General features: G+C 57.3%; 14 protein-coding genes. 7 read left to right on the forward strand and 7 right to left on the reverse strand.

The window, feature by feature from the left end; all coding sequences use genetic code 11:
- Positions 1 to 16 precede the first annotated feature (16 nt).
- The 4 genes from ppk1 (at position 17) to lpxH (ending at position 5,422) form a co-directional block, all read left to right on the forward strand.
- The gene (gene ppk1, locus ELE36_RS11550; RefSeq protein ID WP_129833438.1) at positions 17 to 2,104 is read left to right on the forward strand and encodes a polyphosphate kinase 1; all 2,088 of its coding nucleotides are present in this window, start codon (positions 17 to 19) and stop codon (positions 2,102 to 2,104) included.
- Positions 2,105 to 2,255: 151 nt separating this feature from the next.
- Positions 2,256 to 3,788: an exopolyphosphatase gene (gene ppx, locus ELE36_RS11555; protein ID WP_277987048.1), complete on the forward strand. Its 1,533-nt coding sequence runs from the start codon at positions 2,256 to 2,258 to the stop codon at positions 3,786 to 3,788.
- A gap of 157 nt (positions 3,789 to 3,945) precedes the next feature.
- On the forward strand, positions 3,946 to 4,620 hold the full coding sequence (locus tag ELE36_RS11560) for a peptidylprolyl isomerase (protein WP_129833440.1): 675 nt from the start codon (positions 3,946 to 3,948) through the stop codon (positions 4,618 to 4,620).
- 82 nt (positions 4,621 to 4,702) lie between these two features.
- Positions 4,703 to 5,422: a UDP-2,3-diacylglucosamine diphosphatase gene (lpxH, locus tag ELE36_RS11565; RefSeq protein ID WP_129833442.1), complete on the forward strand. Its 720-nt coding sequence runs from the start codon at positions 4,703 to 4,705 to the stop codon at positions 5,420 to 5,422.
- A gap of 32 nt (positions 5,423 to 5,454) precedes the next feature.
- Here the strand turns inward: lpxH and ispD are convergent, their stop codons facing one another.
- From ispD to pyrG, 6 genes are read right to left on the reverse strand one after another with little or no spacing between them, the layout of a single operon-like run.
- The gene (gene ispD / locus ELE36_RS11570; RefSeq protein ID WP_129833444.1) at positions 5,455 to 6,171 is read right to left on the reverse strand and encodes a 2-C-methyl-D-erythritol 4-phosphate cytidylyltransferase; all 717 of its coding nucleotides are present in this window, start codon (positions 6,169 to 6,171) and stop codon (positions 5,455 to 5,457) included.
- A 31-nt stretch (positions 6,172 to 6,202) separates the two neighbouring features.
- Entirely contained in the window at positions 6,203 to 6,517 is a 315-nt protein-coding gene (gene ftsB / locus ELE36_RS11575) for a cell division protein FtsB (protein WP_129833446.1), read from the reverse strand.
- Between the two features lie 15 nt (positions 6,518 to 6,532).
- Positions 6,533 to 7,834, reverse strand: a complete 1,302-nt coding sequence (eno, locus tag ELE36_RS11580; protein WP_129833448.1) for a phosphopyruvate hydratase — start codon at positions 7,832 to 7,834, stop codon at positions 6,533 to 6,535.
- Between the two features lie 56 nt (positions 7,835 to 7,890).
- Positions 7,891 to 8,715 carry an FRG domain-containing protein gene (locus tag ELE36_RS11585; protein ID WP_129833450.1) on the reverse strand — a complete coding sequence of 275 codons (825 nt, stop codon included), beginning with the start codon at positions 8,713 to 8,715 and terminating at the stop codon, positions 7,891 to 7,893.
- On the reverse strand, positions 8,715 to 9,545 hold the full coding sequence (kdsA, locus tag ELE36_RS11590; RefSeq protein WP_129833452.1) for a 3-deoxy-8-phosphooctulonate synthase: 831 nt from the start codon (positions 9,543 to 9,545) through the stop codon (positions 8,715 to 8,717). The genes ELE36_RS11585 and kdsA overlap by 1 nt, the downstream gene beginning before the upstream one ends.
- The gene (gene pyrG, locus ELE36_RS11595; protein ID WP_129833454.1) at positions 9,545 to 11,206 is read right to left on the reverse strand and encodes a CTP synthase; all 1,662 of its coding nucleotides are present in this window, start codon (positions 11,204 to 11,206) and stop codon (positions 9,545 to 9,547) included. Before pyrG ends, kdsA begins: the two co-directional genes overlap by 1 nt.
- A 17-nt stretch (positions 11,207 to 11,223) precedes the next feature.
- On the opposite strand from pyrG, the gene ELE36_RS20370 reads away from it, so the two are divergent.
- The 3 genes from ELE36_RS20370 to ELE36_RS11605 all read left to right on the forward strand — a co-directional run bounded on the left by ELE36_RS20370 (position 11,224) and on the right by ELE36_RS11605 (position 14,819).
- Positions 11,224 to 11,400, forward strand: a complete 177-nt coding sequence (locus ELE36_RS20370) for a hypothetical protein (protein ID WP_165371581.1) — start codon at positions 11,224 to 11,226, stop codon at positions 11,398 to 11,400.
- 69 nt (positions 11,401 to 11,469) lie between these two features.
- Positions 11,470 to 13,359: a DNA topoisomerase IV subunit B gene (parE, locus tag ELE36_RS11600; protein ID WP_129833456.1), complete on the forward strand. Its 1,890-nt coding sequence runs from the start codon at positions 11,470 to 11,472 to the stop codon at positions 13,357 to 13,359.
- Positions 13,360 to 13,418: 59 nt separating this feature from the next.
- On the forward strand, positions 13,419 to 14,819 hold the full coding sequence (locus ELE36_RS11605) for a S8 family peptidase (RefSeq protein WP_165371582.1): 1,401 nt from the start codon (positions 13,419 to 13,421) through the stop codon (positions 14,817 to 14,819).
- Between the two features lie 30 nt (positions 14,820 to 14,849).
- On the opposite strand, the gene ELE36_RS11610 is transcribed toward ELE36_RS11605, so the two are convergent.
- Positions 14,850 to 15,581 (reverse strand): DUF6445 family protein, encoded by a 732-nt coding sequence (locus tag ELE36_RS11610; protein ID WP_129833460.1) that lies wholly within the window; start codon positions 15,579 to 15,581, stop codon positions 14,850 to 14,852.
- Positions 15,582 to 15,597: the final 16 nt, after the last annotated feature.

The raw sequence follows: 15,597 nt of genomic DNA on the forward strand, positions 1-15,597 counted from the left end.
CTCCACAGGAATTTGCATGAACCGCGCCCCCGAACTCGAACGCGATCTCAAGGATCCCAGCCTGTACATCAACCGCGAACTGGCGCAGCTCGAATTCAATTTTCGCGTGCTCGCGCAGGCGCAGGATCCGGGTGTGCCGCTGCTCGAACGGCTGCGTTACCTGTGTATTTCAAACAGCAATCTCGATGAATTTTTCGAAGTGCGGGTCGCCATTCTGCGCCAGCATTTTATCTTCGGTGACGCAGTCGCCGGCGCCGATGGGCTAAGTCCTGCCGAGGTGCTCAATCGCATCCGCACGCGCACGCTGGAACTCGTGCGCGTGCAGTACGATTGCTGGAAAGACATGCTGCTGCCGGAACTCGAACGCGAAGGCATTCGCTTCGTCATGCGCGAACAATGGACGGCCAAACAGCGGCGCTGGCTGCAAGGCTATTTTCGCGATGAAATCCTGCCCGTGTTGTCGCCGCTCGGACTCGATCCGGCGCATCCGTTTCCACGCATCCTCAACAAAAGTCTGAATCTGGCGGTCATCCTCAAGGGTAAGGATGCGTTCGGGCGCGAAGGCCACATGGCTCTGGTGCGTGCGCCGCGCTCGTTGCCGCGCATCATCCGCATGCCGACTGAAGTCGCCGAAGGTCCGTACGATTTTGTGTTCCTGTCGAGCATCCTGCAGGAATTCGTTGACGAAATGTTTCCCGGCATGCAGGTCAAGGGTTCGTACCAATTTCGCGTCACGCGCAACAGCGAACTCGTGGTCGACGAGGATGAAGTCGAGAATCTCGCGCTCGCCTTGCGTGACGAATTGCTCGGTCGCGGTTTCGCCAAACCAGTGCGCCTGGAGATCGCCGAGAGCTGTCCGAAATCGCTCGCGAAAACCTTGATGGCAAACTTTGAACTGTCCGACGCCGAGGTGTATCGCTGCGCCGGTCCGGTCAATATCAATCGCATCGTCGCGATCTACGATCAGGTCGATCGACCCGACCTGAAATTTCCAAAATTCCTGCAAAGCGTGCCGCATGCCGTGCATGTCGATCGAAATTTGTTCGACTCGATCAGCATGGGCGATATTCTGCTGCATCATCCATACGAATCGTTCAACGCGGTGATCGAATTGGTCAAGCAGGCAAGCCAGGATATCGATGTACTCGCGATCAAGCAGACCCTGTATCGCGTTGGCAACAATTCGCCGCTAGTGGATTATCTGATCGAAGCCGCGCGCGCCGGCAAGGATGTCACCGTCGTCATCGAACTGCGCGCGCGCTTCGACGAAGAGGCCAACATCAAGCTCGCCAATCGCCTGCAGGAAGCCGGCGTGCAAGTGGTTTACGGGGTGGTCGGCTACAAGACCCACGCAAAATTATTGCTGATCGTGCGCCGCGAAAACGGTCGTCTGCATCGTTACGTGCATCTTTCGACCGGCAATTATCATCAGGTCACGTCGCGCATCTACACTGATTTCGGCCTGATGACTGCGCATCCCGATATCTGCGAAGACGCGCATAAATTATTCCAGCAACTCTCCGCGCTCGGGCCGGTGATCAAGCTCAAATGCATCCTGCAATCGCCGTTCACCCTGTACAAGGGGATCATGGACAAGATCGCGCGCGAGTCGGCCCATGCGCGCGCCGGCAAACCTGCGCGCATCATCGCCAAGATGAATGCATTGAACGAGCCGGGTGTGATCGAGATGCTGTACAAGGCATCGGTAGCAGGTGTGCAGATCGATCTGATCATTCGCGGCGCGTGCACCTTGCGTCCGGGCATTCCGGGGATCTCGGAAAACATCCGCGTGCGTTCGATCGTCGGCCGTTTTCTCGAACACAGCCGCGTGTACTGGTTTGCCAACGACAACTCGCCGGAGATTTATTGCTCCAGCGCCGACTGGATGGAACGCAATCTCATGCGTCGCATCGAAACCTGTTTTCCGATCCTCGATCCGCAACTGGCGAAACGCGTTTACGACGAAGCATTGGAAAATCATCTTGCTGACAACACCCAGGCGTGGGCACTGCACGCGAGCGGCGAATACGAGCGCCTGTCGCCCGGCGAAGACATGCCACATTCATCGCAGCAGGCGTTGTTGTCGAAAATTTGCAGTCCGTAACGTACAAATAATTCCGCCAACATAATGTTGATCATCGAATCGCGTTGGCGTGATGCGAATGGATTGCGATAAGACGGATTGCTCACTGCTCCTTTACTCGATGCCATGTCACAATCCGCCGCTGTAGTCAGTGATCGCAGGAAACCCGAGCGTGCCCGAAGGTAGTCACAGCGAAATCCGCAACGGCGAACTCATCGCCGCAGTGGACATGGGTTCGAACAGCTTCCACATGGTGGTGGCGCGATATGAGCACGGGCAATTGCGCGTGATCGATCGACTGCGCGACAGCGTGCGTCTTGCCGCGGGTTTGAAAGCCGATGGCAGTCTGGATGCCGAACGCCTGCAACGTGCGCTCGATTGTCTGGCTCGATTCGGCCAGCGTCTCAGCGCGTTGCCCGAACATCGTGTGCGTGCGGTCGCGACCAACAGCGTGCGTCGCCTGCGTTTTCCGCAGGAATTTCTCGACCCAGCCGAAGCCGCACTCGGACACGCGATCGAAATTGTTTCGGGCCGCGAAGAAGCGCGCCTGATTTATCTCGGCGTGGCGCACGCGTTGCCGGACGCGCCGGGTCGGCGACTGGTGATCGATATCGGCGGTGGCAGTACTGAGTTCATCATCGGCCAAGGATTCGACGCGCTCGAAAAAGAAAGCCTGCAGATGGGTTGTGTCGCGAGCACCTTGCGCTTTTTCGCTGACGGCAAACTCACGCCGAAACGCTGGCGTCAGGCACAGACTGAAATCACGGTGGAGCTGCAGCAGTTTTCCACCGATTACCGTAGTCACGGCTGGAGCGAAACGATCGGCTCATCGGGCACGATCAAGGCGATCAGCAACATCGTGCAGGCAGCGGGCTGGTGCGATAGCGGCATCAGTCGCAGCGCATTGCAACGGCTGGTCGATACCATGCTCAGCGCGGGCAGCCTCGATAATCTACGTCTGTCCGGGCTCAGCGACGAACGTCGCGGCGTAATCGCTGGCGGCGTGTCGATCCTCGAAGCGAGTTTCAACGCGCTCGGTCTGCAGCATATGCAGGTCTGCGATACCGCGATGCGCGAAGGCCTTTTGTACGACATGATCGGTCGCTCGCAACATCGCGATCCGCGTACCACCAGTATTTCCGCGCTCGCGTTGCGCTACGCTACGGACAAAGCGCAGGCCGAACGCATCGAGAAAACCGCGCTCGCACTTTATGAGGAAGTAGCCGGCAAATGGCAGTTCACGCATGCCGAACATGATTGGTTGTTGTGGTCCGCGCGCATCCACGAAATCGGACTGGCGATCGCGCACAGTCAATATCATGTGCATGGCGCCTACATCGTCGAAAATTCCGATCTGCCCGGATTCAGTCGACAAGAACAACAAGTGCTGGCCGCGATCGTGCGCAGCCATCGACGCAAGCCCGACCCCGCGATTTTCCAAGCCCTGCCGGAACGTCTGCGCGTATCAGGCATGCGTATCACCGCGTTGATCCGACTCGCGGTATTGCTCAACCGTTCGCGCGCAGCCGACGCGCTGCCGCCGCTCGAGCTGAGCGTCGACGACAAGCAGCTGACGCTGAAATTACCGCACGACTGGCTGGAGCAGCATCCGCTCAGCCGCGCCGATCTGGAACAGGAGCGCGATTACCTCAAGCATCTGGATCTCAAGCTGCAGGTACGCGCCAAAGAGCGCGATGTCGCATGAATGCACGCGCATGAAATAGCGCGCTATCGATTTTATGGTTGCAGAGTAATTGAATGCAGGATCGACACCGCGCTGACGTTGCGCATCCAGCGGTGTTATCGCCGCGCGCGAGCAGTTATCATGGCCGTTCTTATCCTCATACCGCATGGAGTCCAGCATGCTCAAGCAGCTTTTGTTAGTCCTCGCTTTCGCCGTCAGCCCAGCCTTCGCCGCCGATCAGGCTGCAGCGCCGGCCAAACCAGTTACCGCACCTGCGCCTGCCAAGGCAGCAGCAAAACCTGCGGTTAAACCCGCCGATGCCACCAAGCCGACCGATGCCAGCAAGAGCACTGGCAATCCGAAAGTGAAATTCACCACAAGCCTGGGTAACGTCACCGTCGAGCTGTATCCGGATAAAGCGCCGAAAACGGTCGAGAATTTCCTGCAATACGTCAAGGACGGTTTCTACAGTGGTACGGTTTTCCATCGCGTGATTCCGAGTTTCATGGTGCAAGGTGGCGGCTTCAGCAAGGATCTGCAGCAGAAGCGCACACGTGCACCGATCCACAACGAAGCCAACAACGGCCTGTCGAACCTGCGCGGCACCCTCGCGATGGCGCGCACTGGTGACCCGCACTCGGCCAGCGCACAATTTTTCGTCAACCTGGTCGATAACCAGCGTCTCGATTACGTCAGCGAGACCAATTGGGGTTATTGCGTGTACGGCAAAGTCGTCGCCGGCATGGATGTCGTCGACAAGATGGCAGCCGCACCGACCGGTCCGCAAGGTCCGTTGCCGAGCGATGTGCCGACCACGCCGATCGTGATCGAGAAAGCCGAACTGGTTAAATAAACCGTCTACTGTTTGCGCTGAAACCCGAACCGCCGATCTTGCATGACGCAGATCGGCGGTTTTTCTTTGCTGGATAAAACCCATGAGCACGCTGTTTATTTCCGACCTGCATCTGGATGCAAGCCGCCCGCAGATTACCGCGCTGTTCCAGAATTTTCTTGGCGGTGAAGCGCGTGATGCGGATGCGCTATATATCCTCGGCGATCTGTTCGAGAGCTGGATTGGCGATGACGATGATGCCGAACTCGCGACGCAGGTCGGCGGCGCATTACGCGCGCTCAGCGATGCCGGTGTGCCGGTGTTTTTCATGCACGGCAATCGGGATTTTTTGCTGGGCAGAGGTTATGCCGACCGTGCCGGAATAAAGCTGCTGAGCGATCCGGCTGTGATCGATCTGTACTGCGAAAAAACGTTATTGATGCACGGTGATACCTTGTGCACCGACGATCAGGCTTACCTGAAATTTCGCGAGCAAGTGCGCAATCCAATCTGGCAGCGAAATTTTCTCGCACAACCGCTCGCAGTGCGCCGCGAATTCGCCGCGCGCGCGCGCGCCGAAAGTCAACGGCACACCGCCAATGCAAAACCCGACATCATGGATGTGAATGCGACTGCCGTCGACGCGATCTTGCGCGAACATGGCGTACATCGGTTGATTCACGGCCATACGCATCGACCGTTTGTGCATGTCTTGAAAATCGCTGACAAAGCCGCCACCCGGATCGTGCTCGGCGACTGGTACGAACAAGGCAGTGTGTTGCGCGTGGATGCTGATGGCGCACGTCTTTCTGCGCTAATCTGATTTCGCTCAGAACGGCGTGCTCGCAATACGCTTCATGCTCGTTGCAACAGGAATTCCGCCAGCCTCAAATCGGCCGGCGTAGTCACCTTGATATTGTCTTCGCTGCCTTCGACCAATAGCGGTCGTATGCCGACCAGCTCCATCGCCATCGCTTCGTCGGTCACGGCGATATGTTCCGTACTGGCTTTTTGCAATGCCGCGCTCAACGCGCCACGACGAAACATCTGCGGCGTCAATGCACGCCACAATGCAGCACGCGACTCAGTCTGCATCACGTGCTGATCGGGTGTCGCGCGCTTCAGCGTATCGCGCACCGGACACGCGAGTAATCCGCCGTCGCCCGCTCCGGCTTGCGCGATCAAGCGCGACAGATCGTCATGCCGCAAACACGGCCGTGCTGCATCGTGTACAAGTATAAAATGTCCACTTGTGACATCCGTCGGCAATACCAGCAAACCGGCCAGAACCGAATCGGCACGCTCGCCACCACCAATCGCCGTCAGCACCGGTTTGCCGTGAAGAATATTGATGCCGGGCCAATGTCTGTCATCGGCCGCGAGCACCACAACCAGACCGGCGATTTGCGCATGCGTCGCGAGACGTTCGAGCGTGCGCAACAGCAACGACTCGCCGGCCAGACTCAAATATTGTTTCGGGATTTCACCGCCAAAACGTGCACTGCGACCGGCGGCTGGGACGATGCACCACAGCGCAGAATTTGCAGTCGTAGTCGGCGGCGCGGCGCTCATGATTCAAACTATCGACCGAGATTTTTCGACTTCACTTGCCATCGCTGTCGGCTTTTTCCGGTACCGGCGTATTCGGCGCGACCACTTGGTAAAAAGTCTCGCCGGGTTTGATCAAGCCAAGTTCCGAACGTGCGCGTTCTTCGACCGCCTGCTTGCCGGATTTCAGATCGTTGACCTCGGCCGAAAGCGCCTCGTTGCGTTGCTTGAGGCGCTCGTTTTCCCGAGTTTGTTCGGCCACTTCTTCGCGCAGACGCTGCACTTCGCGCATGCCGCCGTGCCCGGTCCACAGCCGCACCTGCAAAGCCAGCAACAGGATCAGCAGAATCAGGGCAGCGTAGCGCAGCACCGTCGGAACTCGTGATTATCCGCGGCGGAACATTGGCAAGTTCGCAAACGCGTTGCGGCCTGCATAGGACGCCGCACTGCCGAGCGCTTCTTCGATACGCAGCAACTGGTTGTATTTCGCAACGCGATCACTGCGGCACAACGAACCGGTCTTGATCTGTGTGGCCGTGGTTGCGACCGACAAATCCGCGATCGTCGTATCTTCGGTTTCACCAGAACGATGCGAGATCACCGCCGAATATTTGGCCGCATCAGCCATCGCAATCGCATCCAACGTTTCGGTCAGGGTTCCGATCTGGTTGACCTTGATCAGGATCGAGTTGGCGATGTGTTTGTCGATGCCTTCTTGCAGGATTTTGGTGTTGGTGACGAACAGATCGTCGCCGACCAGCTGCACGGTCTGGCCTAGTTTTTCGGTCAGCAATTTCCAGCCGTCCCAATCACCTTCGGCCATGCCGTCTTCGAGCGTGATGATCGGATATTTCGCGCACCAGCCGGCGAAAAATTCGGTGAGCTGCGCCGAGCTAAGCTTCTGGCCTTCGCCATCAAGATGATACAAACCATCCTTGTAGAATTCCGAGCTTGCGGCGTCGAGACCGAGATAAATTTCCTCACCGATCTTGTAGCCGGTTTTGTGTACGGCCTCGAGAATGGTTTCGATCGCTTCTTCATTGGATTTCAGGTTCGGCGCAAAGCCGCCTTCATCACCAACCGACGTGGAAAGTCCACGTGCTTTCAAGACGCTTTTCAGCGCGTGAAAAATCTCCGCGCCCGCACGCAAGGCTTCGGCGAAATTCGGCAGACCGACCGGCAGTATCATGAATTCCTGGATATCGACATTGTTGTCGGCATGCGCGCCGCCGTTGATGATGTTCATCATCGGCACCGGCAACACCGCTGCACGCGAAGCAGCGAGATGTTTCCATAACGGCAGTTTTTTCGATGCCGCGAGCGCATGCGCATTCGCCAGCGAAACACCGAGCAACGCATTCGCACCGAGCTTGGATTTATTCGGCGTGCCGTCGAGCGCAATCAGTTTTGCATCGAGGCCGCGTTGATCAGCCGCATCAAAATTTTTCAGCGCCGACGCAATCGTCGTATTGACGTTGCTCACGGCGTTACGCACGCCCTTGCCGAGATACCGCGCCTTGTCGCCATCGCGCAACTCGACCGCTTCGCGCGAACCGGTCGATGCGCCACTCGGCACCATCGCGCGCCCGAACGAACCGTCGCTCAGTGTGATCTCGGCTTCGAGCGTGGGATTGCCACGTGAATCGAGGATTTCACGGGCGTGGATGTGATTGATTGCTGGAGTCATTGCTATCGTTTACCCAAATTTTCTAATTGAGAAGTAATGATTGATTTAGCATCTTGCTATGACACGTGCACTGACTTGCTGATTGTCTCAAAAATGACTTCCGGAGCGTCGGAATATTGTGAGTTAAACATTTGCACATAGTGTTCTATATCTGGCCGCCGCTCGGGATAGATCGATACTTTATCAATACCTAATTGCACTAACTCTTTCAAGACGCTGTCCAAAAATTCAGCCGGAATCTGAATTTGAAACATTCGACCTAGTTTTCGTAACTTCTCCCAATGAGAAGTAAATCCCGTAAGGATGTCCATCGGACTTCGGGGAAATGGATGAACGCTTAAGAACGAACCTTGACTCACGACCCGCATATCCACGTCATAAGGTTCAACAAACTTGACGGTGTCAATCTTGCAAGGACTATTAGTTGTTAGATCATCCGAGTTAACCCAATCCGTTTCGAGAGGTATGACAACCCAAACCGCAGCGTGCTCATCATCTTTATGCGCGTCTCGACGCCGCGACTCAACGGCAAACCAAAGCGCGACCAAGCAATCGTGACTCCAGTCTAGAAGTCGAGTAAAACCTCCAAAGTGCTGGAGTAAAGCCAGAATCTTCCACTCAGCCTGTGACTCAGAGTCTTTTGCATATCCGCGAGAAAACCGAGCCAAAAATTCGCGAATCTGTAACTTCTCTAGCTCGGGTAGCCCGTCTTTCACGACACCCATCCGGTGAAAACGCGGCAACGGATTTGCGATAACACCTTGGCCACGAAACAACATACGATCGTTACATCGCGGAGCCATCATCGAAATTCGATCGTGAAATTCAGCTATCGAACTAGCAACCGACCCATGCCACGGATTGAATTTTTCTTGCGCCATTATTCCGAATCTTTAAAGGCGACATTTTTAGCCACCCCATCTAGCGCAAGTAATATTCTCAGCAGTCCTTCCATCTTCCCCAACGGCCAAGCATTCGGCCCATCGCTGAGCGCTTTCGACGGATCAGGATGCGTCTCCATAAACACACCGGCGACGCCAACCGCGATCGCGGCACGCGCAAGCACCGGCACGAATTCGCGCTGGCCACCCGAGGTGCTGCCCTGCCCGCCCGGCAATTGCACCGAGTGTGTGGCGTCGAACACGACCGGGCAGCCGGTATTGCGCATCACGGCGAGGCTGCGCATGTCCGACACCAGATTGTTGTAGCCAAAACTCGCGCCGCGCTCGCACACCATGATGTGCTGGTTACCGGTGGCGCGCGCTTTTTCGACCACGTGCTGCATATCCCACGGCGCGAGGAACTGGCCTTTCTTGATGTTCACCGGTTTGCCGGCGGCGCAGACCTTGTGAATAAAATCGGTCTGGCGACAAAGGAACGCCGGCGTCTGCAAAACATCGACGACACTAGCAACTTCATCCATCGGCGTGTACTCGTGCACGTCAGTCAAAACCGGCACGCCGATCTGGCGTTTCACCTCATTGAGTATGCGCAAACCTTCTTCCAACCCGGGGCCGCGAAAACTCGCACCGGACGAACGATTGGCCTTGTCGAAACTCGATTTGTAGATGAAAGGAATGCCGAGTCTGCTCGTGATTTCCTTGAGCTGGCCAGCAGTATCAAGCGCGAGTTGTTCCGACTCGATCACGCATGGGCCGGCGATTAGAAAAAACGGTTGGTCGAGTCCGACTTCAAATCCACATAGCTGCATTATGCGATCGCCTCTGCCAGACGCGGTGCGTTGCGGTGCGCCTTGAACTCGCGCGCGGCCTTGACGAAACCGTTGAATAACGGATGACCGTCACGCGGCGTCGAAGTGAACTCAGGGTGGAACTGGCACGCGAGAAACCACGGATGATTGCGCAGCTCGACCATCTCCACGAGCAGGTCGTCCATCGACTTGCCAGCGATCACGAGGCCAAGATCCTCGAACTTCTGTCGATAACGATTGTTGAATTCGTAACGATGGCGATGGCGTTCGCGGATCACATCGGCGCCGTACAGTTCGCGCGAGAGCGATCCGGCCTTGAGGCGACATTCCTGCGCACCGAGGCGCATCGTGCCACCCATATCCGAGTTTTCGTCGCGCCGCTGCACATCGCCCGCAGTCGTGGTCCATTCGGAAATCAAAGCGATCACCGGATCGGCTGAAGTCTTGTCGTTTTCGCTGGAATTGGCCAGCGGCAGATGCGCAATATTTCGCGCGAAATCGACCACGGCGGCGTGCATGCCATAGCAAATGCCGAAATACGGAATGCCGTTTTCACGCGCGTATTTTGCGGCGAGAATCTTGCCTTCGAAACCGCGCTTGCCGAAACCACCGGGCACGAGGATGCCATCGACATTCGCCAGTGCCTGCTCAGAATTGGTCTCGACCTCTTCGGATTCGAGCCAGCGCAAATTCACTTGCGCGGATTGCTTGATGCCGCCGTGGCGCAACGCTTCGCCGAGCGATTTGTAGGCATCCTTGTGCTCGACGTATTTGCCGACGATCGCGATCGTGACTTCGTCTTTCGGATTTTCGATGGCGTGGACGGTACGTTCCCAGTCGCTGAGATCGGCTTTCGATTTGACGTTGAGATGCAGGTGTTTGACGACGATATCGTCGAGCCCTTGCGAGTGCAGCCAGATCGGCAGTCGATAAATCGTGTCGACGTCGAGCGCGGAAATCACCGCGGCTTCCGGCACGTTGGTGAACAACGCGATCTTGCGTCGATCGCTCTGCGGCAACGGCTGTTCGCAACGGCACAGCAGCACATCGGGCTGGATACCGATCGAGCGCAGTTCCTTGACCGAATGCTGGGTCGGCTTGGTCTTGATCTCACCGGCGGCCTTGATGTAAGGCACGAGCGTGAGATGGATGAACATGCAGTTCTCGGCGCCGTTTTCGATGCGGATTTGACGGATCGCTTCGAGAAACGGCAGCGATTCGATATCGCCGACCGTGCCGCCGATTTCGACCAAGCCGACATCGTGGCCGGCGGTCGCCTCGTAGATATGCTGCTTGATCTCGTCGGTGATGTGCGGAATCACCTGCACGGTAGCGCCGAGATAATCGCCACGACGCTCCTTGCGGATCACCGATTCGTAGATCTTGCCGGTGGTAATGGCGTCCTTGCGCGTGAGGCGCGTGCGCACGAAACGCTCGTAATGGCCAAGATCGAGATCGGTTTCGGCGCCGTCGTCGGTGACGTAAACCTCACCGTGCTGAAACGGGCTCATCGTGCCCGGATCGACGTTGATGTAGGGATCGAGCTTCATCATCGTCACTCGCAAACCGCGCGATTCGAGGATGGAAGCCAGCGAAGCAGCCGCAATGCCCTTGCCAAGCGAGGACACCACGCCACCGGTGATGAAAATCAGGGGAGTCATCGACACAGCATTCCTTGATGCTGGAAATCGATATTTTACCGGGTTATGACGGTGTGAGCGAGAGGAAATTGCGCATCGCCGCAAAAAAGTTCTTCGGAATGTCGCAGCGAGGTCGCAACCCTGCTCCATCGAGCCGCTGGAAAATCTCGCGCGATGCGGACACAGCACGCGCCAACCGCGACGTCAACGCTTGACCCTCTCGGCATCGCGCCGCATCCTTCCGTGTCTCGCAATCCCCTGCACCAACCAAGCATCCGAAATCCATGAGCAGTCGCTATAACGCCGCCGATATTGAAGTTCTCTCCGGTCTGGAACCGGTCAAGCGCCGTCCGGGCATGTACACCGACACCACGCGCCCGAATCATCTCGCACAGGAAGTCATCGACAACTCGGTCGATGAAGCGCTGGCCGGTCACGCCAGTCGCATCGAGGTGACCTTGTTTATCGACGGCTCGGTCGAAGTCACTGACGACGGTCGCGGCATGCCAGTGGATATCCATCCCGACGAGGGCATTCCCGGTGTCGAGTTGATTCTCACGCGCCTACACGCGGGCGGAAAATTCTCGGACAAGAATTACGCATTCTCCGGCGGCTTGCATGGCGTGGGTGTTTCGGTGGTCAACGCGTTGTCGACCAAGGTGGAAGTCAGCATCCGCCGCGATGGCCAGATTTATCGCATGGAATTCCAAAACGGTGATCGCAGCAGCGATCTCGCCGTGATCGGCACCGCGCCGAAAAAACATACCGGCACGACGGTGCGGTTCTGGCCCGACCCGAAATATTTCGATACGCCGAAAATCCTGCTCGGCAAGATCAAGCATGTGCTGCGCGCGAAAGCCGTGCTCTGCGCCGGGCTCACGGTCAAGCTGTTTGATGAGGCCAGCGAAGAACGTTGCGAATGGCATTATCAGGATGGCCTGCGCGACTATCTGAAATCCATGCTCGGCGATACCGATTATCTGCCGCCGGAAATTTTCGTCTCGAGCACGCAGCGCGAAAAAGAAGGCGTGGATTTTGCGCTGGCGTGGTTACCCGAAGGCGAACTCACGCAAGAAAGTTACGTCAACCTGATTCCGACCGCTCAAGGCGGCACGCACGCGAACGGCCTGCGCACCGGCCTGACTGAAGCGCTACGCGAGTTCTGCGATTTCCGTAATCTGTTGCCGCGCGGCGTCAAACTCGCGCCCGAAGATGTGTGGGATCGGCTGTGTTTTGTGCTGTCGATGAAGATGAGCGATCCGCAATTTTCCGGCCAGACCAAGGAGCGCCTGTCGTCGCGCAACGCTGCGGCGTTCGTTGAAAACGTTACCCACGACGCGTTCAGCCTTTGGTTGAATCAGCATACCGAGCTCGGTGAAAAAATCGCGCAGCTCGCGATCGAACGCGCAGCGACGCGGCTCAAGGCCGAGAAACAGATCGTGCGCAAGAAAATCACTCAGGGCCCTGCCCTGCCCGGCAAGCTCGCCGATTGCAGTTCGCAGGATCTGTCGCGCACCGAGATTTTTCTGGTCGAGGGCGATTCCGCTGGCGGCTCGGCCAAGCAGGCGCGCGACAAGGATTTCCAGGCGATCCTGCCGTTGCGCGGAAAAATCCTGAACACTTGGGAGGTGGAATCCGGCGCGGTGCTCGCATCGAACGAAGTGCACGATCTGGCGGTCGCGATCGGTTGCGATCCGGGTTCGGACAAGATCGACGGCTTGCGTTACGGCAAGGTCATCATTCTGGCTGATGCGGATTCCGACGGGCTGCATATCGCCACACTTTTGTCGGCGCTGTTTCTCAAGCATTTTCCGGCGCTCGTACGCTCCGGTCATATCTTCGTCGCGATGCCACCGCTGTTTCGTGTTGATGTCGGCAAACAGGTTTTCTACGCGCTCGACGAGGAAGAAAAACGCCTGCTGCTGGAACGCATCGAACGCGAAAAAATTCGCGGCCAAATCAGCACCACACGCTTCAAAGGTCTCGGCGAAATGAATCCGTCGCAGTTGCGCGAATCGACGATTTTTCCCGATACGCGCCGTCTCGTGCAGCTCACCGTCGAAAGCGACGACGGCACCCACAAGATCATGGATATGCTGCTGTCGAAAAAACGCGCGTCGGATCGCAAGGAATGGCTGGAGACCAAGGGTGATCTGGTTTCAATCGAAGTCTGATCGAAGAAGTTCTAGATTGATCGGCAATAGCGATTTGCGTTGAATTCACGGGAATGGCGATGCGAAATTTGTCTGCTTGGGTAGTGTTGATTTCGATCACAATCGGCGCATTCAGTATGTCGGCATTCGCTGCGACACCGACCACGATCGTCGGTGCGGAAGTCACAGCGACGCTCGCGCACGCTGACTCGGTGGCAGTCGTAGTGATGCTGGCGAGTCCGCAGCAGGATAAATTGATCGCAACCAATAGCGAAACGCGACGCACGATTGCACGCTCAGTCGATCGGGTACTGGCCGAATTGCCCGCGCACGAATTCACGCTGCGGCGGCGCTTCGACAATATCTCTGCGATCTCGCTGGATATTTCATCGCGCGCGCTGGCGATCCTGCGACGCGATACGGCGGTATTGCGTATCGACGTGGTTGCCGGCGGCTCGGCGCAATTGCTGCAGGCCGCGCCGCTCGCGCACGTCAGCGATGTGCGTGCGCTCGGATTCACCGGCAAGAACATCAAGACGGCGGTGATCGATTCCGGCGTGCAACTCGATCATGCCGACCTCGCCGACAGCATTGTCGGGCAGCAATGTTTTTGCAGCAGCGCCACGCCCGGCGTCGGCTGTTGCCCGAACGGATCGGCGACACAAAGTGGTGCCGGCAGCGGCGCCGATGCCGAAGGACATGGCACCAACGTCACCGGCATCATCACCGGCAACGGCAGTATCGCTCCGCAAGGCGGCGCGCCCGATGCCAACGTGGTGATCGTGCGCGTGCTCGATTCGCACGGCAGCTTTTACGATGCGTCGGACATCGCCGCCGCGCTGGACTGGATTGCGACCAACCATCCCGATACCAAGATCGTCAACATGAGTGTCGGCACGAACGCGCTGTTCAGCAGCGCCTGCGGCAATGCGCAGTCCTTCACGATGGTGATGCAGGCGGCGGTGAATGCGGTCGCAGCGAACGGCACGCTGATGACCGCGTCGTCCGGCAACCAGGCATCGGCCACCAGCATTTCGGCGCCAGCCTGCATCAACGGCGTAATCGCAGTTGGTGCGGTGTGGGATTCCACGCTGTCGAACCAAACGTTTCTCGGCTGCACCGATACCGCAATCGTCGCCGACAAACCGACGTGTTTCACCAACAGCAATGCACTCGTGCAGCTCTATGCGCCTGGCGCCTACACCACCGCAACCGGACTGAACACGGATCCATTCACGAGCAACGGACAATCGAGTTACGGCGGCACCTCGCAGGCATCTCCGCTGGTCGCGTCGTGCATCGCCGATCTGTTCCAACTCAAACCGAATGCCACCGCGGTGCAGATCAAAGCTGCACTCGCCGCTTCGCCAGCGCACATCACCGATCCGAAAAGTGGCCTTTCATTCCCGCGACTGGATTGCAAACAAGCGTTGATCTATCTCGATCGCATTTTTGCGAATGGCTTCGCGATCAGTCCCTGAGACAACTCGGCGGCAAACGGGGATAGGGCATCAAACCGCATTTCGGCGGCTGGTAAAAAAGCCGTTCAAGGTCAGTCGGCCAATGCGTGGGTCGGCGCTGAGTTTTTCCGGCGCAAGAATATCGCCCGAATGCAGAATGTTGCCGTCATAGAAAATCATGCGGTTCCATTTCGGCGTGATGCGGCCAATCTGTTTGAAGTACCGATTCGATTGCTGGATATAGCCCGGTTCGATGGAATACTTCTGCGCAAAATCGGCGGCGGAAAATTTTTCGGCATCACGAAACAGTTGCGCGGTTTCCTCGACCGACCGAATCTGCTCGTAAAAACTCGTACCGCCGAGAGTCTCGTCCTTGAACAGATACAGCACCGATGCCTGCACACTTTGCTGCGCATTCAGGCCGTCGCTGTCGCGATGACAAATCCACTGGTTCGGTCGCAACGTCTGCGGCGGAGTGGTCACCATCGATAATCGACAATGCATATGCAAGCTGCGCCGCGCATCGAACAGACGCCGCACATTGCGTACGAAAAAATCCTCGAGCGCAACCAAGATTTCGCGCGGCGCCGGCAGATAAATTCCCGGATACGCATTAAAATCGACCGGCTGAAAAGCCTGACGTTGCGTGACGGCAAATTGCAGCAGACGTTCGGGATCGAGCAAGGCATCATCCACTACCAGACACGAAAGCCCGTTCCCCAGTCGCTCGGTATGGATGCGTGCCTGCGGATTGAAAATGGGTATCGCCGCGGTCGCTGCCATGATTGCTGATGCCTGC

This window comes from Pseudolysobacter antarcticus (genome assembly GCF_004168365.1).
In the GTDB taxonomy this organism is placed as follows: Bacteria; Pseudomonadota; Gammaproteobacteria; order Xanthomonadales; family Rhodanobacteraceae; genus Pseudolysobacter; species Pseudolysobacter antarcticus.

Bases quoted from the DNA above. Each gene is read 5' to 3' on its own strand.
- ppk1 (WP_129833438.1), top strand. From the start codon at position 17: ATGAACCGCGCCCCCGAACTCGAACGCGATCTCAAGGATCCCAGCCTG.
- ELE36_RS11560 (WP_129833440.1), top strand. From the start codon at position 3,946: ATGCTCAAGCAGCTTTTGTTAGTCCTCGCTTTCGCCGTCAGCCCAGCC.
- lpxH (WP_129833442.1), top strand. From the start codon at position 4,703: ATGAGCACGCTGTTTATTTCCGACCTGCATCTGGATGCAAGCCGCCCG.
- ispD (WP_129833444.1), bottom strand. From the start codon at position 6,171: ATGAGCGCCGCGCCGCCGACTACGACTGCAAATTCTGCGCTGTGGTGC.
- eno (WP_129833448.1), bottom strand. From the start codon at position 7,834: ATGACTCCAGCAATCAATCACATCCACGCCCGTGAAATCCTCGATTCA.
- ELE36_RS11585 (WP_129833450.1), bottom strand. From the start codon at position 8,715: ATGGCGCAAGAAAAATTCAATCCGTGGCATGGGTCGGTTGCTAGTTCG.
- kdsA (WP_129833452.1), bottom strand. From the start codon at position 9,545: ATGCAGCTATGTGGATTTGAAGTCGGACTCGACCAACCGTTTTTTCTA.
- pyrG (WP_129833454.1), bottom strand. From the start codon at position 11,206: ATGACTCCCCTGATTTTCATCACCGGTGGCGTGGTGTCCTCGCTTGGC.
- ELE36_RS20370 (WP_165371581.1), top strand. From the start codon at position 11,224: ATGCTGGAAATCGATATTTTACCGGGTTATGACGGTGTGAGCGAGAGG.
- parE (WP_129833456.1), top strand. From the start codon at position 11,470: ATGAGCAGTCGCTATAACGCCGCCGATATTGAAGTTCTCTCCGGTCTG.
- ELE36_RS11605 (WP_165371582.1), top strand. From the start codon at position 13,419: ATGCGAAATTTGTCTGCTTGGGTAGTGTTGATTTCGATCACAATCGGC.
- ELE36_RS11610 (WP_129833460.1), bottom strand. From the start codon at position 15,581: ATGGCAGCGACCGCGGCGATACCCATTTTCAATCCGCAGGCACGCATC.